General features: G+C 52.6%; 20 protein-coding genes. 11 read left to right on the top strand and 9 right to left on the bottom strand.

Annotated elements, in window-relative coordinates; all coding sequences use genetic code 11:
* Positions 1-124 precede the first annotated feature (124 nt).
* From GVO84_RS10970 to GVO84_RS10960, 3 genes are all read right to left on the bottom strand, one after another.
* Complete coding sequence (locus GVO84_RS10970) at positions 125-895, bottom strand: SDR family oxidoreductase (RefSeq protein WP_159514125.1); 771 nt, start codon at positions 893-895, stop codon at positions 125-127.
* 55 nt (positions 896-950) lie between these two features.
* Positions 951-2150 carry an arabinose transporter gene (locus GVO84_RS10965; protein ID WP_159514124.1) on the bottom strand — a complete coding sequence of 400 codons (1200 nt, stop codon included), beginning with the start codon at positions 2148-2150 and terminating at the stop codon, positions 951-953.
* A gap of 66 nt (positions 2151-2216) precedes the next feature.
* Positions 2217-3539: an amidohydrolase family protein gene (locus GVO84_RS10960; RefSeq protein ID WP_121423676.1), complete on the bottom strand. Its 1323-nt coding sequence runs from the start codon at positions 3537-3539 to the stop codon at positions 2217-2219.
* Positions 3540-3708: 169 nt separating this feature from the next.
* On the opposite strand from GVO84_RS10960, the gene GVO84_RS10955 reads away from it, so the two are divergent.
* Positions 3709-4623 carry a LysR family transcriptional regulator gene (locus GVO84_RS10955; RefSeq protein WP_121423675.1) on the top strand — a complete coding sequence of 305 codons (915 nt, stop codon included), beginning with the start codon at positions 3709-3711 and terminating at the stop codon, positions 4621-4623.
* A 117-nt stretch (positions 4624-4740) separates the two neighbouring features.
* On the opposite strand, the gene GVO84_RS10950 is transcribed toward GVO84_RS10955, so the two are convergent.
* Positions 4741-5049, bottom strand: a complete 309-nt coding sequence (locus GVO84_RS10950) for a nitroreductase (protein ID WP_121423674.1) — start codon at positions 5047-5049, stop codon at positions 4741-4743.
* A 121-nt stretch (positions 5050-5170) separates the two neighbouring features.
* On the opposite strand from GVO84_RS10950, the gene GVO84_RS10945 reads away from it, so the two are divergent.
* Together GVO84_RS10945 and GVO84_RS10940 are read left to right on the top strand one after the other, a co-directional pair.
* A complete protein-coding gene (locus tag GVO84_RS10945) occupies positions 5171-6037 on the top strand; it encodes an AraC family transcriptional regulator (RefSeq protein WP_159514123.1) in 867 nt (288 codons plus the stop codon).
* Between the two features lie 223 nt (positions 6038-6260).
* Positions 6261-6851, top strand: a complete 591-nt coding sequence (locus GVO84_RS10940) for a LysE family translocator (RefSeq protein WP_159514122.1) — start codon at positions 6261-6263, stop codon at positions 6849-6851.
* A gap of 5 nt (positions 6852-6856) precedes the next feature.
* On the opposite strand, the gene GVO84_RS10935 is transcribed toward GVO84_RS10940, so the two are convergent.
* On the bottom strand, positions 6857-7750 hold the full coding sequence (locus GVO84_RS10935; protein ID WP_159514121.1) for a LysR family transcriptional regulator: 894 nt from the start codon (positions 7748-7750) through the stop codon (positions 6857-6859).
* A gap of 215 nt (positions 7751-7965) precedes the next feature.
* On the opposite strand from GVO84_RS10935, the gene GVO84_RS10930 reads away from it, so the two are divergent.
* Genes GVO84_RS10930 through GVO84_RS10910 form a run of 5 tightly spaced genes read left to right on the top strand, consistent with a single transcriptional unit; the run spans position 7966 to position 11009 of the window.
* Complete coding sequence (locus GVO84_RS10930; RefSeq protein WP_159514120.1) at positions 7966-8772, top strand: MipA/OmpV family protein; 807 nt, start codon at positions 7966-7968, stop codon at positions 8770-8772.
* Positions 8773-8782: 10 nt separating this feature from the next.
* Entirely contained in the window at positions 8783-9898 is a 1116-nt protein-coding gene (locus tag GVO84_RS10925; RefSeq protein WP_159514119.1) for a serine hydrolase domain-containing protein, read from the top strand.
* Positions 9885-10232: a hypothetical protein gene (locus GVO84_RS10920; RefSeq protein WP_121423668.1), complete on the top strand. Its 348-nt coding sequence runs from the start codon at positions 9885-9887 to the stop codon at positions 10230-10232. The genes GVO84_RS10925 and GVO84_RS10920 overlap by 14 nt, the downstream gene beginning before the upstream one ends.
* 25 nt (positions 10233-10257) lie before the next feature.
* Complete coding sequence (locus GVO84_RS10915; RefSeq protein WP_159514118.1) at positions 10258-10791, top strand: DUF2975 domain-containing protein; 534 nt, start codon at positions 10258-10260, stop codon at positions 10789-10791.
* A 2-nt stretch (positions 10792-10793) separates the two neighbouring features.
* Positions 10794-11009, top strand: coding sequence for a helix-turn-helix domain-containing protein (locus GVO84_RS10910; RefSeq protein ID WP_024908393.1), 216 nt, complete (start codon positions 10794-10796; stop codon positions 11007-11009).
* On the opposite strand, the gene GVO84_RS10905 is transcribed toward GVO84_RS10910, so the two are convergent.
* Positions 10964-11926 (bottom strand): LysR family transcriptional regulator, encoded by a 963-nt coding sequence (locus tag GVO84_RS10905; protein ID WP_159514117.1) that lies wholly within the window; start codon positions 11924-11926, stop codon positions 10964-10966. The two genes, GVO84_RS10910 and GVO84_RS10905, sit on opposite strands and share 46 nt — an antisense overlap.
* A 90-nt stretch (positions 11927-12016) precedes the next feature.
* On the opposite strand from GVO84_RS10905, the gene GVO84_RS10900 reads away from it, so the two are divergent.
* Both GVO84_RS10900 and GVO84_RS10895 read left to right on the top strand, forming a co-directional pair.
* A complete protein-coding gene (locus GVO84_RS10900; RefSeq protein ID WP_159514116.1) occupies positions 12017-12493 on the top strand; it encodes a GNAT family N-acetyltransferase in 477 nt (158 codons plus the stop codon).
* Positions 12494-12627: 134 nt separating this feature from the next.
* Complete coding sequence (locus GVO84_RS10895) at positions 12628-12900, top strand: DUF883 family protein (RefSeq protein WP_032657256.1); 273 nt, start codon at positions 12628-12630, stop codon at positions 12898-12900.
* Between the two features lie 28 nt (positions 12901-12928).
* Here GVO84_RS10895 and GVO84_RS10890 read toward each other — a convergent pair whose 3' ends face one another.
* Positions 12929-14392, bottom strand: coding sequence for an EAL domain-containing protein (locus GVO84_RS10890; RefSeq protein ID WP_159514115.1), 1464 nt, complete (start codon positions 14390-14392; stop codon positions 12929-12931).
* Between the two features lie 276 nt (positions 14393-14668).
* Between GVO84_RS10890 and GVO84_RS10885 the strand changes: the two genes are divergently transcribed.
* Positions 14669-15553 carry a MarR family transcriptional regulator gene (locus GVO84_RS10885; RefSeq protein WP_159514114.1) on the top strand — a complete coding sequence of 295 codons (885 nt, stop codon included), beginning with the start codon at positions 14669-14671 and terminating at the stop codon, positions 15551-15553.
* Positions 15554-15588: 35 nt separating this feature from the next.
* Here the strand turns inward: GVO84_RS10885 and GVO84_RS10880 are convergent, their stop codons facing one another.
* On the bottom strand, positions 15589-16764 hold the full coding sequence (locus GVO84_RS10880; RefSeq protein ID WP_029740549.1) for an HlyD family type I secretion periplasmic adaptor subunit: 1176 nt from the start codon (positions 16762-16764) through the stop codon (positions 15589-15591).
* On the bottom strand, positions 16761-18941 hold the full coding sequence (locus tag GVO84_RS10875) for a type I secretion system permease/ATPase (RefSeq protein ID WP_159514113.1): 2181 nt from the start codon (positions 18939-18941) through the stop codon (positions 16761-16763). The genes GVO84_RS10880 and GVO84_RS10875 overlap by 4 nt, the downstream gene beginning before the upstream one ends.
* Positions 18942-19006: the final 65 nt, after the last annotated feature.

The raw sequence follows: 19006 nt of genomic DNA, 5'->3' as shown, positions 1-19006 counted from the left end.
TTCATATATATCATATAGATACACGAAAATTTTATTACTATAGGGGGGTATGGTACCTATTTTATCCTTGAGATGTAAACACTCTGTTTTTTATGGTTAATGCGCATTTCGTTAACGTTACGTATTACTCCGGCAGCGTTATCCCTGAAATCTCAGTACAAATATTAATGAGACGATCCTGCAATGCGACGTCGTGCGCCTGCAGATTAGCCGTCATGCGCTTCATGTGGTAGAAATATTTCCCCGTTACGTCAGCCTCAGAATCACGGCTGGCGGCCAGCCAGGCCTGGGTCAGGTGCGCCTGGTCCATATCGTCCGGGGCATTCGGCCCCCCCATCTTTGTCGGCACCCAACCAGGCTCGAGGCTGTTACTACGCACATCACGCCAGCGACGCGCCAGAGCAAAAGCCAGCATAGCGTCGTGCAGTTTGCTCTCTGCATAGGCGTCAGACCCATTCCAGCGACGTTTGCTCCAGAGAATATCATCCAGGTTTGCCCGGGCATGATGATGCATTCCAGAACTCAGGTAGACGAGGCGATGCGGACGTTCAATCAACGCGGTGAGGATGTAAGCCGAGAGCGTGTTGATCGCGAAAACATGCGGCAGCCCGTCGCGGGTCGCGCGATACGCTTCATTGTAACCAACGGCAGCATTGTGGATGACGGCATCGAAGCGTCCCAGGGCGTTGACACGTAATGCCGTTTGTCTGGCACCTTCAATTGTCTCCAGGTCACCGACAACGACGGCTTCAGCCTGGGGTAAGGCGCGTTGGGCATCTTCTGCGCGGTTCGCATTACGCGCGTGCAACACAACCTGATGTCCTTGTTGAACCAGCAGTTCGGCCGCCATCAGACCAAGGCCCGTTGACGAACCGGAGATGAAAATGCGTGACATATAATTTCTCCAGATTATTAAACCGACAGCAAGCGCTGCCGGCTCGAATGTTTTTTCAGGATTGATGCATCCGAGACGCGCTCGCAATCAGCGCCCCCAGCAGCGCACAGACCGTACCAGACAGATATACAGCGGCATAACTAAACTGACCGGCGATCAGGCCAGCTACCGGCCCGGCGATTCCATAAGCGACATCCAGAAATGCAACGAATGCGCCCATTGCACTGCCGCGGTTGGCTTGTGGAACACGTCTTATAGCTTCGACGCCCAATGCGGGGAAAACCAGTGCACAGCCCAGTCCGGTAACCAGAGCACCTGCAAGTGCCATCCATTCATTTGAACCCAACCACAACATTGCCTGGCCAAGAGCTTCAACCACCAATGACCAAACAGCAACGCGATAGCCGCCTATTTGGTCTGGTAGATGCCCCAGGGCGAGCCGAACGAAAATAAAACCCAGACCAAACGCAGTCATCACCAGGCCGGCGTTCTGCCAGTGATGTGCTGCAAAGTACAATGAGGCAAAAGCGGTAAGCCCGGAAAGGCCGACCCCCTGCAGCATCAATCCCAGCCCTTCGCGCCAGATGCGCCCTACTACGCGATGGAACGGCAGCCGCGGACCTCCCGGCGATATATATGATGCAGTGAACACTGCAATCAGAGCGGCCAAAACCGGTGTTGCAATACAGGCAATCATCGCCATTGCGAGGCTGTAATGCTGATACAACGCCATTCCAACCGGAGCACCAATCGACAGCGCTGCAAACATGGCGATGCCGGTCCACGACATTGACATACCGGCGCGCTGAGGGCCGACGGAGGCAATTGCCCATGACACGCATCCCGTCACGAACTGACTTTCGCCAAAACCGGTCATCAGACGGCCTGCGATAACAATGCAAAGGGTGGCCGTAGGTGATAGCTCCGTTACCGAAGCCACCAGATACAATGCCCCTGCTATCGCTGAAAGGATTGCTCCCTGAAGAGCAGAGCGTTTACCTCCCTGTTGGTCTGTAACCCGTCCGGCATAGCCGCGGGTGAGCACGGTTGCCAGAAACTGGATGCCGATCACCAGTCCCACCACGAGGTTGCTGAAGCCGAGATGTCCATGGATGAACAATGGAATCACCGGCAATGGCAGTCCGACTGCCAGATAACCAAAGAAAAGTGCGGCAATAATACCCGTTGCCGGGCGGGGAAGCAGGACGCGCGGGGAGTTATCCTCCGCGAGCCGCTTTATGGCGAGGGCTCCCATGTAAATATCCTTTATGAAATATGATTAAGAGGGTTGAACGGCCCGGTGTATCAGGCCGTTCTGTCATCAGGATGCTTTAAAAAGATCGATGTGATAGCCGCTGGCGTTGAGCAGGTAATCACGTGAAACGGTTATCTCTGTACTGAGCGCCGCCAGATCAATATCCACCAACTTGCCCGCACGTTTACGAAGCTGACCGGCCACCATCACGGTATCCACATCAGACCGCTCTATCGCCTGCACGACGGTACCAATTACGTTGGTTACCGGGAAAACAGCGGCTCCGCTGGTGCGAACCATGATAATGTCGGCCTGCTTACCTGGAGTAAGGGTGCCAATCTGGTCCTCCAAACCGGCCGCACGCGCGCCATTAACAGTGGCCGCTTTCAGGACGTCCTCGGCCGTGATGGGTGACGGCACATTGTCCTCACCACGGAAGCGACGGTAGCGCATAGCCGATCGCTGTTGCCCGAACAGAGCGTGCATTTCCCCGAACATATCGCTGCCAAAGGCAGTATCAAGGTCAATGCCCAATGCCGGGGTCAAGCCGCGATCAACAGCCTGCTGATAGGCAAAACTTTCATCGTCGAAGCCAAATAGCGCATCCGATCGTGGATTGACCGTGATGTTTACTCCTGAATCGGCCAGGAGCTTCCAGGTATCCTGAGGAACCCTTGAACAGTGGTTGAAAATGTTATGTGTGCCCAGTACGCCCGGAATAGCAAACTCAGGGCCGAGATTGGCGAGATCGCCGATGAATTCGGTCAGAATGCGCATGTCGAGTTTGCGAGCGACCTTCCACCAGTCAAGATTGAGCTGACCAAACAGACCAACGTGCACCAGGCTGTCATTTGTGTTCCAGCTTCGCGAGAGTCGCTCCAAATCGGCAGGCAAATGCGCCGATGAAGCTTCTTTATCCATTGCTACACCGACCATATGTAACGCACGGATACCGCTCTCCTTTAGTGCATCTAGTGCTGCATCAGTGTGCTCGGGGCTGCGCGAGTTGTGGCAGGCATCAATGATGGTAGTAATACCGGCATCCAGTGAGGCAAGTGCCGTAAGCTTAGTACTCAGATACATATCCAATGGACGATAATGTTTGCCCAGTTTCTCTGCGACCACATCAATGTAAGCAAAAAGATCGTCGACATTTGGCATCATACGGCGCATTACGCCAAGCCACATGTGGTGGTGAGCATCGACCAGACCGGGCATAACGATATGGTCAGTTGCGTCGATTACCTGGGCATCATCCGCCTGCAGTTCCGGACCCACAGCTGCGATACGGTCGCCATGGACGAGAACATCGCCCACGGAGAGGTTGGGTATATCGGCATCCAAAGTAAGGATGATGCCGCCTTTAAAAAGAGTGCGCGTCGTAGTCATTTCGTATTCCTCAGGGTTAAGAGATGCCGTTCGTTGCAAGGTTCGCCCAGCCGGAAACAGGGAGAATTGCTCCTGGCAACGAATTGGTTGACACAATAGGTTGCGCACCATTTTTGATAAAGGTAGTTTTATGCAAATTATATTTGATTAAATTCAAAGGTGGGGATCGATGAGTTTTGACGGACGGCTACTTTCAGGATTAAGCGTGTTGGCCGCAGTTGTCGAGGCGGGTAGTTTCAGTCGCGCTGGCGAGGTACTAGGACTGTCCGCCTCAGGCGTAAGCAGATCGATAGACAGACTTGAAGAGAGGCTCGGAGTGCGCTTGCTAAACCGTACGACGCGTACGATGAACCTGACGAACGAAGGCCGGGCTTTGTACGAGCGCGCCTCGCCACACCTTGAAGGTATTGAGGTTGCGGCAAGCTACGTATCCGGTGCCGCCATGGCTGTACGAGGATCATTACGGGTCAGCGTTAATCCAATTTTTGCCCGTTATATTTTGGCCCCGAAACTGCCTCTTTTGCGCGAACTGCATCCGGAACTAGAACTTACAGTAGTGCAGCAACCTGACGTAGGGGATCTTGTGACAGAGGGTATAGATGTTGCGGTGCGTTTCGGGCCGCAATTACCCTCAACTATTTCTTCGAAACTGCTATTACAAACACGCGTGCTCACTGTGGCATCACCGGAATATCTGAAACGGCATGGCCGACCGGAGCATCCGGAAGAACTTGTCACGCATGAGTGCATCCAGTATATCGATCCTCGCCGCGGAAAACCGTTTGAGTGGGAATTTCGTCGTGGTCGCGAAGTACTGGCAATTGATACTCACGGTCATTTGACGACAACCGATGTAGATCTGATGGTGCAGTCCTGCGTAAGTGGTGTTGGCATTGCCCAGGTACTTTCACTCAGCGTCACACAATTGATTGCTGACGGAGTGCTTGTCGAACTTTTTCCGGAATGGCCAGGCGAAACCTATCCGCTGTATATCACGCGGCCATCTCGTCGACTGCCCCCCGCTGCTGTCGAAGCTTTTATGGAATTTTGTGCTGAAATTTGCGCAAACCATGAAGCGAACTGAAAAAAAACTTTCAGCTGCTCGCCGCACTTTAGCGGCGAGCAGCTGATAGCGTCATCGATAATCACGAAATTTATCTGTTCACAAACATGACCCCATTCATTTATTCCTTATTCGATATTATTTAATCTGCTCAACATGTATGCTGACGTTCAGCCGCTTTGCTTCCATGGTTATTATCTTTTGGGCCAGACCCATATCGCCGCCATGCACTTGATCTATGAAGTGTTGAATAAGAGTCATCATCAAAAAATCCTTATTAGCCGGATAGAACTCCGTCATATCAATCCCACTATCCTGCAACTGTTGATGTGCGGTTCTCTCCGTTTCAGCAAGAATTTCGTCTACTCTGACCTGCATCTTGTCGATCTGCTCAAAGACAATACGGTTTATGATTTCGATTTGTTCAGGCTTTAAGTCCTTTTCCATCATTACCCCTCATAAAATTTTGTAGCTTAGAAAATTTGAATTATGACAAACATACTATAAGGCAAGATCGGTCAGGATTCTGGCCGTTCGGTGAGGCAAAGTGGGTCATCAGGAGGATGCAATGAACGATGCAATCAAAACGGCCTACCGCGAGCGCTTCACAATGGTGTGCGACTATATCGCCAACCATCTCGATGAACCGCTTACGCTGGAGAAGCTCAGCGCGTTAGCCTGCTGTTCGCCTTATCATTTTCACCGGCAGTTTCTGGCGTTTAGCGGCCAGCCTTTATATCGCTATATCCAGTGGCTGCGTCTGCGTCATGCTTCCTGGCGACTGGCGTTTAATCCTCAGGATAAGGTGATTGATATTGCGCTCGATGCCGGTTTCCAGAGCCCTGAATCGTTCAGTCGCGCCTTCAGAAATGCGTTTGGAAAAAGCCCGCGTCAGTTTCGGCAGCAGCCGGACTGGCTGAACTGGCACCAGCGCGTACCGAAAATGACCTTTCAGGAGCAAAAAACGATGGAAATTAAGATTGTCGATTTCCCACAGACCCAGGTGGCAATGCTGCAGCACCGTGGCAACCCGGATCGGGTTAATGACAGCGCGGCGAAATTTATTGCCTGGCGTAAAAGCACGGGCCTATCGCCAGTACACGAAAGCAGCACGTTTGGCATTGCCTGGGATGACCCGGCAACCACACCCGCAGACGCCTTTCGTTTCGATATCTGCGGCAGTATCTCTGAAGCGATACCAGAAAATGAATTTGGGGTTTCCAGTGGCGAAATCGACGGCGGACGTTACGCCGTATGCCGTCACACGGGTTCTCTGGATACTATTTCCGCCACGGTGTGGGCGATGTTTCGCGACTGGCTACCGGCCAGCAGCGAAACGCTGCGCGATGCCCCGGTATTTTTCCATTACCTCAACCTTATTCACGAGGTGCCGGAACATGCGCTGCAAACGGATATCTACCTGCCGTTAAAGTGACTCTCCCTTATTGACCGCCATGTATGCCGGGTGGCACTGCGCTTGCCCGGCCTACAGTCTCCTGCCAGCCTGCGCGAACGGTGCGAAAAATCAAACACACCTTTAGATAAAGGCCACTTACTCTGACCTACGTTCCCAGATAGTATTCAGAAACATGACGAGTAAAGTCGTGACTTAATAGTACAGATCCTCTAATGCAGATAAGCCAACCCACGGAGATAAAATGCTGTTCCTTTTCACAATGTTTATATTTTCACTGACGCTTTCATTTTCTCCCGGCCCCGTTAATATGGTGATTATCTCGTCAGGGGCCGTTCACGGTTTTAGAAAGACCTTCTCATTTGTCTCCGGTGCAACGATAGGGTTTACGCTATTACTCATCTTTATTTGTTTCGGTTTTTACGCTGCAATCGAAAAGTATCCTATGTTTTTCCGGTATCTTAATATTGCAGGTTCTTTATTTATAATGTATCTGGGCTATAAGATAGCGTCGTCCCGGCCCGATATGTCATTAACAAAAACGGATGCACCCGGTTTTGTTCAGGGTTTTGTAATGCAGTGGATCAACCCAAAAGCATGGACCGCGTGCGCCTCAGGGGCAGCGATGTTTTCCGAACCCTCAAACCCTTCGGCAGCATTCATCTTTATAGCGGTCTATTTTTTAGTCTGTTACCTGTCGCTTTCTGCATGGGCATTGATGGGAGAAAAGGTGTCGGTGCTGCTCAGGAGCACGCAGCAGATCCGTACGTTTAACGTGTTGATGGGCGGACTGCTGCTTATTACGGCGTGTTACATGCTCTCTTTAGCATTTTAAAACCTTTATAACGTGTCAAACTCAATCGCGTTATAAATATCATTAATCAATTTGTAGGCAATACTGCTGGTCGACATATTAGAAGGCCATACGGCATAGACTTTCAGCGGTTCTAATGACCAGTCGGGAAGTATTTCCTGCATTTCTCCACGCTTAACGTCCTCTTCGCTTAAATAGCGAGGAGGTGCGGCGACTCCAATTTGTTGCCTGGCAAGGGCATAAGCGGCTTCGACATTATCTACATACACCTCAGGCGTATACGTTACGACAGCCACCTCCCCAGATTTATGCCGGAATTCCCGGTTATTCTGCCTCATACTGAGTCCAATCCACGGCAGTTTCGCCAGGTCATCGGGATGCGTAATCGTCGGGTAATGGCTTAGCAAATCACGGGAAGCAACTACCTGGCGCGGCAGCACAAAAAGATGACGCGCTTTCAGTGAACTGTCCGGAAGTTCGCCGATTCGAAATGCAACATCAATACCGTCGGCAATAATATCTCTGCGCGTATCACTGTAAGAGATATTCAGTAAAATGCCCGGATGACGTTTTATAAAATCGGCCAGATGGCGGGTAAACGCACTCTTCAAAAAAACGGCAGGAAGAGAAACAGTAAGCTTATTCGCCGTTGATATCGAACGCTGCTTAAATTCAATGACCCCCTGCTCATACAGCGCCAGCATCGATTTGGCCGTTTCCAGCAAATTTGCGCCATCGTGAGTCAGAGAGAGTTTACGCGTGTTTCTGTAGAGCAACGCGCAGCCAAGATTTTTTTCCAGCTTTGATAAATGCGTGCTTGCCGTAGCGGTTGTAAGCCCTAACGCTTCTGCCCCACCTGAAATGGATCCTGCCTCAGCAATCTTTGCAAACACTATCAGATAACGGATGTCATCAATCATTTATCGTCCTGTTGCGACGGCGTTCCTGCGAACTTCTCATTCAATCATAGAGTTACGATATCGTACTTTCCTCCCCGGCCGCATCTCTTTTTATCGTGAGCGCGTGAGCACACCTACCAATTTTAGTGTAAAACAATAAATGTTTATTGTTTTACGATAAACACCAGGCTAGCCTGCACGCACTTCCCCTTACCCTTTGCCAGGAGAGGCATTGAATGAAAAGAAGTCTGCTGTATGGCGTGTCGCTCGCGGGGATCATGCTTTGCGCCCCCTTACACGGTGCGGAGCTGTCCGGCTACGCGGGTCTTGGCGTCGCGGTCAGTCCCGTTTATTCGGGATCGCGGCATTACGCCCCCGGACCGCTGCTGAAGGGCGGCCTGAGTCTGAAGAGTAAAGACTGGGGGCAATGGGATCTCTCCACGGAGGGGCTGGCATGGTCATTTCACCCCGATACCCCGTTTGCCGTCAGTCTGCTGCTGGCCTCTGATGAGGGTCGAAAAGAGACAGTTAACTATCCCTTCTCCGCTCGAAAAAACCGTGACCTCCAGGGAATGGGCGATATGTCCGACATGCTGATGGCGGGCGCGGAAATGCGTTATCAACGCGAGGACTGGACGATATGGCTGCGCGCGTTAAGCGCAACGCAAAAACACCGGTACGGTGGCGAGACGCAGCAGCTGGCGAGGACCGTGAACAGCGGCGTAAAGTCCATCCTCTGGCGCGGGCAGGACGTCGAATTTTCGGTCGCAGGTGACATCACTTGGGCGAACAGCGGCTATCAGCAGCGCCATTATGGCGTCACCGCGAGCCAGTCTCAGCGCACCGGGCTTGATGCCTATTCCCCATCATCGGGTTTACAGGAAGCTGGTGTTGATAGCGAACTGGTCTGGCACATCAGTGAAAATCTGGCGGCTGGAGTGACCGGTCGCGCAGCCTGCCTGCTTGATGAAGCGGGTAAGAGCCCGCTGGTTAACAGCCGCATGCAGTACACCCTGTCATCAATGATCCAGTACGAGTTCTGAGGCGCAGACCATGAATAAACAGTATGTATACAGCCGCAGGCGATTGTTAGCCGCAGGGGTGGTTTTTGTGTCGCTGATTGCCGCAGGTATCTACCTGCAGCCGGGCGTCAGCACGCCGTCCCCGCGCCAGACGGGTGATGCAACCATCGTCTCGTTCCTGACGCCACACCTCAGCGGTGCGCGTGGCAGCGTTGCCGTCGCACTTATCACGCCAAAGGGCGTGCAGTACGCCCTGTGGGACAGCGATTTTACAAAACAGTATGAAATCGCCAGCCTGACCAAAACCATGACCAGTAGCCTGCTGATTGAGGCGCAGCGACGCGGCGAAGCGGCGCCGCAAACCCGCGTCGGTGAACTTATTCCGGAGATCGCAGGCCCGGCGAGCGATATTACTCTGGCGCAGCTGGCTTCGCATCGCTCCGGCCTTCCGCAGCTGGCGACGTCGTTACCCGAGAAAGTTCAGGTGATTAAGACCATCATCCTGCGTGACAATTTCTGGAAATTCGATGAGGGGACATTAATAGACATGGTGAATAAAGCCAGCGTCGAACGCCCGGCCGGATTTGACTATTCCAACACCGGCTACGCGCTGCTGGGCCTGGCGCTGGCGCGTGCATCGCATCAATCTTTTGCTGACCTCCTGCAAACGCGAATATTCGCTCAGGCACACATGACAGACTCCGTCGTTGCCAGTGATACAGCGCCCGCCTCTTCCACGTTCAGCCAGGGTCGGTCCGCTTCCGGCCTGAGCGAAGCGCCGTGGATCATGCACGCATTTGCCCCTGCCGGAGGCGTGCGTTCAACCATTGTCGACATGGCCCATTACGCTCAGTCGCTGCTGGCAGGCCAGCTCGCATGGAGCGACGCAATGACACCGCAGTTTGCGACTGACGATCCCGATTCACGCGTGGGCTATGGCTGGTTCACCACGCGCATTCAGGGGCGCGATATCACCTGGCATGATGGTGAATCGTCAGGGTTCGCTTCCGCTATTGCCTTCGACCGACAGCGTAAAAGCGCCGTGGTGATCCTGTCCGACACCGCGTGGCCGGTGGTTGTCCCGGCCATACGGCTGCTATTAACCCAGCCATCTTATACAGCAGAGGCGCATCATGAACTGGATTGATATTCTCTGGGCGATACTGACCTTCGTCTCGGCCCTGCTGTTTGCGTGCGGAACCTGGGCCGCGCAGTATAAACTTCGGCTGGTGAACACAATGCTGACCGTGGGAATAATTCTGTATAGCATGGAGATGATGCAAACTATCACCCATCTGAATACTCCAGGTTACTTTTTCAGAATGCTCACCTGGGTGATTCAGGCGTCATATCTTGCCTTTAGCGTGTATCACGTGTGGCCAAAACCCTGGATGAAACACGGAGCTAACTGTCTGAACAGCGGCAAGATTGCCATCGCGCTGATGCTTATGTCATGCTTGAGCATGCTGCTCTTAAAATAATATGAAATATTCAGGAAGGTTCGACGTGAATAGTGCGAGAGATAAACTCAGTCTGGTGCTCATTGCAGGGGTGCTGCCGCTCTTTCTCATCCTGGTATTAATCACCCCTCTGTGGATCTATTTCACCGGCGAGTCGTTTTTTATTTCCACTCTGCTAAAGCTCGCTGAGGTTCAGAATGACTTTCTGGCGGTTTCGACGGTTTCACCGCTACGCCAGATCCTCCTGCTGGCGATCCTTTATCTTCCCGCGGGGCTGTTTGCCTTTGCTGTCTGGCAGGGAATGAGCGTCACGCGACAGGTTCGTCAAAAACAGATCCTCTCCCGGGCTCTGGCAAACAGCGTTCGCAAGATTGCCATCGCGATGCTAATCCTTGGGATCGCACTGCCGGTCTGTCGCTTTTTGATCCCGCTGACCATCGCGTGGCCGGGACATTACTACCAGGTCACCCTTTTGCTTGGGGATTTTGTTCTGTTATTAACAGGCGGTTTGCTGCTGGTAACGTTTCACTCCCTGGTCGAAGGCATCAAAGCGGAAGAAGAAAATAAGGAGTTCATCTAATTATGGCTGTCGTGGTTCATCTGGACAAAATGCTGGTAGAGAAGAAAATGACGTCCAGAGCACTGGCAGCCTTTGTGGGGATCACTGAGCAAAACCTGTCGCTGCTCAAGTCCGGCAAGGTGAAAGGGATACGTTTTGATACGCTGGCGAAAATTTGCGAGGCGCTGCAGTGTCAACCCGGCGACATCCTCTCCTGGGAGCCGGACAGCCCGGAATGACGCGCCTGCGCCAGCGTTTGCAGCCCCTCCTTAAGCCAGCGGGTTGCGCCCCGCTGTCCGCTGCGTTTATGTGAATATATTTTCACTTCGAACGTGCGTATCGAAAACGGTAAAGGAAAAATCCTCAGGTCCGCCGCCGCCGTCAGCTTCTCTGCGGCAAAACGGGGGATCGCCATCAACAGGTCGCTTTCCGCAACGATAAACGGCGCGCTGAGCATCGACGGCGTTTTGATCGCGATTTGTCGGGTATAGCCCAACTGTTCGAGCCGCACGTCCAGAACGCCCTGCTTCTCATTCCATGGCGTCACCACCAGGTGGCGGGCTGCGAGATAATCCTCCAGCGTCAGACGCGTCCGGCGCGCGTTGCTGATGACCACATACTCATCTTCAAACCAGTCGATCTCTTCCAGTTCCGGGTGCCGGATATCATCCTGAGTGCTGAACCCCAGCGCGAGATCCACTTCGCCCGCCAGCAGTTCCGTCAGCGCCGGGCTGTGCGGCAGATAGCGCAATTCGAAACGCAAACCCGGGGCAGCAAGCTGTAGCTTGTGCATCAGCGCGGGGAAAATGCACAGCGCGGTAAAGTCCGTAATCCCAATTTGTAAGCTTTCGGTACTGCTGGCAGGGTCAAACTCCGGCTGCGGGGTCAGCTCATGATTCAGGAACGACAGTGCGGAGGCAATGGAAGGCGCAAGCTGAGCGGCATACACGCTGGGGGACATGCGATGCCCTTCCCGAAAAAATAGCGGGTCATTAAGGGTGATGCGCAAACGCGACAGCGCATGGCTCAGTGCCGATGTGCTCATCGACAGCTCATCAGCGGCAAGCCGAACGGAACGGTGGCGGTAAATCGCGTCGAAAACGGGCAGCAGGTTTAAATCAAGGCGTCTCAGTACCGGATGCATAATATTCATCATTTGTTGATTTCATTGCACTTAATTCTTCGGACAATACGCCGTATGCTTAACGCCATCAATCGAAACACAGACTAAAAAACAGGAAAAACAATGAGCATCACCATTCGTCAGGCCCGTCCCGAAGATGCGGCGGCAATTTACGCCATGATCTATGAGCTCGCAGTGTATGAAAAAGCGCCGGAAGAAGTCGTGACCACGCCGGAGGAGATCCGGGAAACGCTATTTGGGACCGGCAGTCAAACCGAAGCGTTGATCGCGGAATGTGAAGGTAAGATCGCTGGCTATGCCGTGTTCTTCACCAGCTATTCTACCTGGCTAGGACGCAACGGTATTTACATGGAAGACCTGTACGTTTCCCCGGACTATCGCGGTAAAGGCGCGGGAAGAGCGCTGCTGAAACATATCTCGCAGCTCGCGGTAAAACGGCAGTGCGGCCGCCTTGAATGGAGCGTGCTGGACTGGAACCAACCCGCCATTGATTTTTACCTGAGCATCGGCGCGCTGCCGCAGTCCGAATGGGTTCGCTATCGTCTTGATGGCGACGCGCTGCTGAGTTTTGCCGAATAACAGCGTCTCTCTGTGCGAGCCCCCCGCACAGAGATATATCCGAAAACAGCCCTGCCAGGTGCCGAAATTAACCTTTCGTCTCCCACATCCGCAAAGAGCGGCTATCCTTTAAATATCAACAAAAGGAGGCGAAAATGTCCGATCTCGGTACTGATAAAAACACCCAGTTTGCAGAAGACAAAGCAAAAAATAAATTTGATGAACTTGCAGGTTCTGCGCAGCAGCAGTTTGGTGAATTCGTAGATTCACCAAAGCATCAGGTCAAAGGTGCGGCTAAAAAATATGCCGCGCAGGCCAGCGATGCGGTTTCCGACGTCACTGAAGCTGTCAGAAATAACCCCCTCACCGGCCTCGTCGCAGCGGGTGCGGTCGGTATTGTTCTCGGCCTGTTGCTGGGTCGAAAATAATAAAAGGCCCTTCGGGGCTTTATTTTTCTTAACTGAACAACCTCACCATGCGGTCTAACTCTTCCTCTTTCACGGCGCGCGATAAATAATACCCCTGAAAGTTTTTCACGCCCAGCGCGACTAATTTCTCAAACTTTTCTTCACTATCCACCCCCTCCGCAATACAGTCCGTTCCGGTCATGTCGCTATAAAACTGTATCGCTTTAATCAGGTTATAGTCATTGTCGTTTGCCACAAAATGCTCAACGATGTCCCGATCCAGCTTGAGTCCATCAAAATGCACCTGCCGCACCGGGAACATGGTTTGATGATTAGAGAAACAGTCATCCAGAAACAATCGACACCCCGTATTACGTAAATGCCGCATGGTTTCAGGGATCCTTTTGTCCTTCGTCACGTCAATATCTTCTGCAAATTCAAAGACCAGCTTTTCAGCCCATTGCGGTTTGAGCAGCATGTCGATAGCTTTCCTTGCCATATCAGGCAATGCATTCCCTGACGCCAGGCGAGGTGGAATATTCACAGAGAAATAGTATTTACCATTATATTTATTAATCCCCGACACGGCGGCATGGATGACTAACGCTGTTATTTTCAACCATATCTCATGATTTGAAATATCCGTGAGAAAGCTGGCGGGCTTGACGATTTTACCGTTTTTATTCCAGCGGATCAGTATCTCAAAACCTACGCCCTTTTTGTCACGATCGGTAATAATCTGATAGGCAGGGAAGATCTCTCTCCTAAGTAGCGCATTAAATATTTCCGTTTCCTTATCCGTGAATTCTCTTTTTTGACGCTGATGTTTAACTCCCCCTTCCGCTTTAAAATTGTGCGGATCGTGTAACCATTGTTTAATTAAGCGTAATTTCAGCACACCTTCCTTACGGTGGGTATAAACCGTTTTATTAGAAAGCCCCATTTCGTCGCACATTTCTTTTACGGACATGCCGCGGTAGAAATTTAATAAAACGTCAATCTCTCTTTTTGTTAGCCACTTTAGGTTTTCTTGTGAAGAATTATCCCTGCAGCGATCGCGTAATAAATACGAACGATCCTTAAAAACGTGATATTGCGTATGAGAACAGGTAATAGCATCTGAAATATGGGCAATACGAATCAATGACAATTGATAACTGTTATTTAAAAGACTGCCCAGAGTGCGGTAAAGCCAGCCATCCGGTATGTCACCATACAGGGTAACGCGTCGAATAACGGGAAGCCTATTGAGCACGGAAGCCAGCCGCTTCAGGCTCTCCAGGAGATTGACGATACCCTTCCCGAGAAACGCTACAATATGAGCATTCTGATTTATAAGGATATTTTCCATATCCTGTTGGGATACCTCATCACCGTCAAAGTGAATATGCGAAGCCTGTATACCGTACTGGTTAAGGATTAGACGATATCCCTGGAACGTAAAACCGCAGGCTGAGATGACATATTTTTGTTCATCGCACGCCCCATTTCTCATAGAAATTTTGTGGGTCATAACCTGCTCCTGGGCACTGAAGCGCCATTTCCATTTGTGAATGCATAAAATTTAACGCACCTGTTATAAGCATTAATTTTACAGTACAGCCTCAGGCTAAGAAACAGTTATCAGCCGAACTCACAGGAACATCTTTGCGTTAATCACCGTCGTTTAAATATACTTTTCTTTGCAAATAACAACGGCAAATATCTCATTCACAGGGTATAATGACAGTTCCGAAAAAGAAGACTGGACACTTCATCTATCGGCTCATCCAAATACGAGAAAAATGCTATGGATAATCACATCTCATCCAGGGCCTTGCTACATCGAAGGGATGTTATAAAGAACAATCCCCGATTCGGTGAGGCAATATTAGAGCACTACACAATTAATGACACCATCTACAAAAAACAGCCTCTTTTCTACAAGACCATGCTGCAGGAATCACGGTTTAACATTATTCTCTCTATGTGTTGTTTTATTTTTGGAAATCAGGCGGAATCCGTTTCAGAGATAAAAGAGTTATGTTCTCGCTATAAGATAGCCAGCCCCAACAGCGTTATTGCGATCATTACGATACTGAGAACCACCGGGCGCATCAAGACCTGGCGCTGCACGGAAGACCGACGCAAAACGAGAATCGCGCCAACCGAAAAAGGTTTGAATGAACTTAAACGCTATATGTCCGGCGCATTTTTGCCAGTCAGCATTCTGTATCCGGCATTTAATATTAATGTTAACCTGCTGGATAATGATATTTTGCGAAATAACTTCTTCCGCCGTGCGGCAGAATATCTTTTTCGGGGATTAACGTTCAGAAAGGTTTTGCCAGAAGTGGGGTTATTTATCGATAAGGATGGTGGCCGCATGATTATGCTTTATATTTATCTGCAGGCCATGAAAAATAAATCCGCTCACGGCGCGGTTATTGATTATTCGGCCAGCACGCTCGCAAAAGAATTTTTCGTTTCACGCATCCACGTCAACCGAATTATCAAATCGGCACAAGATGCGGGTTATCTTAAAGATCGTGGTGATGGTCGGATGTCGATATACCCGGCGTTTATCGAACTTGTCGAAAACTATGCCGGTTTATATTTTGCGTATGTTACGCATTACATCAACGTTGTCCCTAAAGAGCGACGCCACGCTCACAGCGTGACGTCAACCGTATAATCCAGCAGGCGTTCGGAGTTCCGAACGCCATTCCCCTATCGTTCCCGCAGCGCCTCCTTTGCCTTGTTCAGCGGTTTTAACAGATAATCCAGAATGGTTTTGCTGCCGGTTTTAATATCAACAGTGGCAATCATGCCCGGAAAGACCGGAAATTCCTGGCCTTGCTTATTGGTCAGATGGTTACTGTCGGTACGAATATAGACGCGATAGTAGTAGACATCCCTTTTGACCTCATCTTGCAGGGTGTCCGGCGAAATCATGGTCACTTCCCCTTCCAGTCCGCCGTAAATGGAGTAGTCATAGGCCGTAATTTTCACCAGCGCTTTCTGGCCAGGATGAATAAACGCCACATCGCGCGGCGAGATTTTCGCTTCGACCACCATCTGATCGTCAAGCGGGACCAGGCTCATCAGCTTGCCGTTCGGCGGGATAACGCCTCCCACGGTCGTGACGTCAATATCCTTCACGATCCCGCGAACCGGGGCGTTGAAGGTCAGCCGGGTCAGGGAGTCCTCACGCCCTTTCATCACCGAACGCTGGGCTTCAATCTCCGCATTGGCTTTCGCCAGCTCTTCACGAGCGCGAACGTAGTACTGGTTTTTCATCTCGGTGATTTTGTTCTCAAGCTCATTTTTTTGACGCTCAAGACGTAACACCTCAACCTTGCTGGCCGCCCCCTGAGTCACCAGCGGACGGGTCAACGACAGCTCGCGCTGCACCAGTTCGGCCCCCTGACGCAACCCGGCCAGCCCTTTTTCGAGGCTCTCACGACGGGACTGGTAGAGCGCCGTTTCCTGTTTAACCAGCTCAACGTCGTCATCCAGCTCTTCCGGGAACGCAAGTTCCGTGTCGTTCACCTCGGCCTTCAGGCGCGCCGCCGTTGCCAGCGCCGCATTCAGACGAGACTCGCTCTCCAGCACGCTCGACTCGGTTTTTGTTCGGTCTAGCTGCGCGAGCTGCTGGCCGCGTTCCACAATGTCACCTTCACGCACCATCAGGCTGTGGATAATGCCGCCTTCCAGGGACTGAATGACCTGCTCATGAGAAGACGGTATGACCTTGCCGCTGCCGGTCGTCACTTCATCCAGATGGAACAGGCTTGCCCAGGCGATAAACACCGCCAGCAGGGCGAACAGCGACCATGCCACCAGTGACGAGCGCGGCAGGCGTGGCTCCTTCAGTCGGCTATTGAATCGAGAGAAATCATTCATGCCGCGCCCTCCTCGGCAACTGCCGCTGGCTTCATGGTCACGGTGCGCTGCGCGGCTTTCTGCGGCGCCATACCGTGCTGATGCAGGATCGCATCGCGCGGGCCGTCCATCACCACCTTGCCGTTTTCCAGCACAATGATGCGGTCGACCAAATCCAGAATCGGCAGGCGATGCGTCGCCACCACCAGCGTCCGGCGTTTCCCCAGCCATTTGTGGAGATGCTGTATAAACTGCTTCTCGCTCATTTCGTCCAGCCAGGCGGTAGGCTCGTCCAGCAGCAGGATATTCGGGGAAGTGATCAGCGCACGCGCCAGCAGCAGCGCCTGACGCTGGCCGCCCGACAGGCCAGCCCCGCCTTCGTTGATGATATAGTTCAGCCCCATTTTCTGCTTGCGCACAAACTCCAGCGCGCCGCTGTTAACCAGCGCCTGATGAATCTCGTCGTCGGTGGCTAACGGGTTCCCCATCAGGATGTTGTCCCGCACGGAGCCAAAGAACAGCCGCGCCTGCTGGCCAAGCAGCTGCATGTCGCGACGCACGTCGGCCGGGTCCAGATGATTGAGGGCAATATCGTCGAGCAGGATGCTGCCCTGCTGCGGCTCCTGCATGCCCGCCAGAAGCTGTAACAGCGTGCTTTTACCGGAGCCATTGCGCCCAAGCACCGCCACGCGCTCTCCGGCGCGGATCTGCAGCTTGCTGATGTTGAGCACGGTGAGTTTCTCTTCCTCGTCGTAATAAAACCCGACGTCCTCAAGCGCATAGTCGCCGCGCAGGTGGGCTTTGTGCACCTTTTTGCCGTGCTGCGGATCGTCAATCGGGCGCTGCATCAGGTCGTCCAGCCCCTTGCGGGCCACTTTTGCCGACTGCCAGCGCGACAGCACGCCTGAGATCTGCGACAGCGGCGCGATAGTGCGCGATGCCAGAATCGAGGTCCCCACCAGCGCACCGGTAGTCATGTCGCCGCTGATAACCAGGTAGCAGCCCACCAGCAGCACCACCGCGTAGACGATGGACTGCACCTCCTGCGTCCAGGTGAGCAGCAGGCCCGTCAGCCAGCGCTGCTTCATGCCGACGCTGGCGGCGACGTCGTTGGTGTTATTCCACTGGTTCTGGAAACGCTGTTCGGCGCGCATCAGCTTGATGTCTTCAATGCCCTGTACCGCTTCCACCAGCGTGGCGTTACGGATGGCGGATTCACGCATCCCTTCGCTGGAAAGTTTCCCCAGCGGGCGCTGCACCAGCAGGCCGGGGATGAGCAGCAGCGGCACGGCGAGCAGGACTACCAGTACCAGCGGGCCGCCAATCATCCACAGAATAAAGACAAACAGCAGGAAGAACGGCAGATCGGAAATCGCCGCAATGGTGGTCGAGGTAATGAGCTCGCGCACCGACTCCAGCTCGCGGATCTGCGCGATAAAGGATCCGGTTGATTTGGATCGCGCGCCGTTTTTAATCCGCAGCGCGTGGGCAAACACGCGTTCAGAGATACGCAGGTCGGCGCGCTTCCCCACCACGTCAGAAATATGCACGCGCAGCATGCGCATGATGAATTCGAATACGATGGCGATCATCACGCCGCCAAACAGCACCCACAGCGTGGCTTCCGACTGCGACGGCACCACCCTGTCGTAGACCTGCATAGAGAAGACCATGCCGGAAAGCGCCAGCACGTTGGCCACCAGCGCCACCAGCATAATGTCGCTGTAGCGTCGCCAGTCCTTCAGCGCCAGCTGCCAGAACCAGTTTTTCTCATAGGGTTTGATGTAATCGTCCACGCGGGCATCCGGCGTGGATTCGAGCGGGCGCAACACCATCAGCCCCTTTAACCGCGCCCCGAGTTCGTCACGCGTCAGGGTCGTCTCCAGCCCCGCGTCGCCGCTAAACTGCAGGCTGATGTTGCCTTCGCTGTCCATGCGGTTAATGACCGCGATTTGTCCGCCGGTGAATTCCGCCAGCAGCGGCAGGCGCCACGGATCGAGGGATACCGCTTCAGCCGCCACCATACGCATCCCCAGCCCAAGCTGACGCGCCATCTCCTCCAGCACCAGCTGGCGCGGAGACTGGCTTTCATGGTTAATCGTGACCCGAACATGCTCCGCCGAGAAATCCAGGCGATAGTGTTTTGCGATAATGAGCATGCCCTGCAGCCAGGGTTCGTACTGTGGATGTGTCTTCATATTGCTACGTCCTGTCCAGGGCGATAATTTCGCACTGAAATGATACCTTTACGGGATGATTAAAA

Origin of the sequence: Enterobacter sp. SM3 (assembly GCF_009811935.2) — a bacterium.
Classification (GTDB): Bacteria; Pseudomonadota; Gammaproteobacteria; order Enterobacterales; family Enterobacteriaceae; genus Enterobacter; species Enterobacter asburiae_D.
This window is presented reverse-complemented; position numbering and strand designations above follow the sequence as displayed.

Coding starts and splice junctions, on each gene's coding strand:
- GVO84_RS10945 (WP_159514123.1), top strand. CDS start 5,171: ATGAACGATGCAATCAAAACGGCCTACCGCGAGCGCTTCACAATGGTG.
- GVO84_RS10875 (WP_159514113.1), bottom strand. CDS start 18,941: ATGAAGACACATCCACAGTACGAACCCTGGCTGCAGGGCATGCTCATT.
- GVO84_RS10925 (WP_159514119.1), top strand. CDS start 8,783: ATGAATAAACAGTATGTATACAGCCGCAGGCGATTGTTAGCCGCAGGG.
- GVO84_RS10960 (WP_121423676.1), bottom strand. CDS start 3,539: ATGACTACGACGCGCACTCTTTTTAAAGGCGGCATCATCCTTACTTTG.
- GVO84_RS10905 (WP_159514117.1), bottom strand. CDS start 11,926: ATGATGAATATTATGCATCCGGTACTGAGACGCCTTGATTTAAACCTG.
- GVO84_RS10900 (WP_159514116.1), top strand. CDS start 12,017: ATGAGCATCACCATTCGTCAGGCCCGTCCCGAAGATGCGGCGGCAATT.
- GVO84_RS10910 (WP_024908393.1), top strand. CDS start 10,794: ATGGCTGTCGTGGTTCATCTGGACAAAATGCTGGTAGAGAAGAAAATG.
- GVO84_RS10890 (WP_159514115.1), bottom strand. CDS start 14,392: ATGACCCACAAAATTTCTATGAGAAATGGGGCGTGCGATGAACAAAAA.
- GVO84_RS10920 (WP_121423668.1), top strand. CDS start 9,885: ATGAACTGGATTGATATTCTCTGGGCGATACTGACCTTCGTCTCGGCC.
- GVO84_RS10935 (WP_159514121.1), bottom strand. CDS start 7,750: ATGATTGATGACATCCGTTATCTGATAGTGTTTGCAAAGATTGCTGAG.
- GVO84_RS10965 (WP_159514124.1), bottom strand. CDS start 2,150: ATGGGAGCCCTCGCCATAAAGCGGCTCGCGGAGGATAACTCCCCGCGC.
- GVO84_RS10895 (WP_032657256.1), top strand. CDS start 12,628: ATGTCCGATCTCGGTACTGATAAAAACACCCAGTTTGCAGAAGACAAA.
- GVO84_RS10880 (WP_029740549.1), bottom strand. CDS start 16,764: ATGAATGATTTCTCTCGATTCAATAGCCGACTGAAGGAGCCACGCCTG.
- GVO84_RS10885 (WP_159514114.1), top strand. CDS start 14,669: ATGGATAATCACATCTCATCCAGGGCCTTGCTACATCGAAGGGATGTT.
- GVO84_RS10940 (WP_159514122.1), top strand. CDS start 6,261: ATGCTGTTCCTTTTCACAATGTTTATATTTTCACTGACGCTTTCATTT.
- GVO84_RS10970 (WP_159514125.1), bottom strand. CDS start 895: ATGTCACGCATTTTCATCTCCGGTTCGTCAACGGGCCTTGGTCTGATG.
- GVO84_RS10930 (WP_159514120.1), top strand. CDS start 7,966: ATGAAAAGAAGTCTGCTGTATGGCGTGTCGCTCGCGGGGATCATGCTT.
- GVO84_RS10955 (WP_121423675.1), top strand. CDS start 3,709: ATGAGTTTTGACGGACGGCTACTTTCAGGATTAAGCGTGTTGGCCGCA.
- GVO84_RS10950 (WP_121423674.1), bottom strand. CDS start 5,049: ATGGAAAAGGACTTAAAGCCTGAACAAATCGAAATCATAAACCGTATT.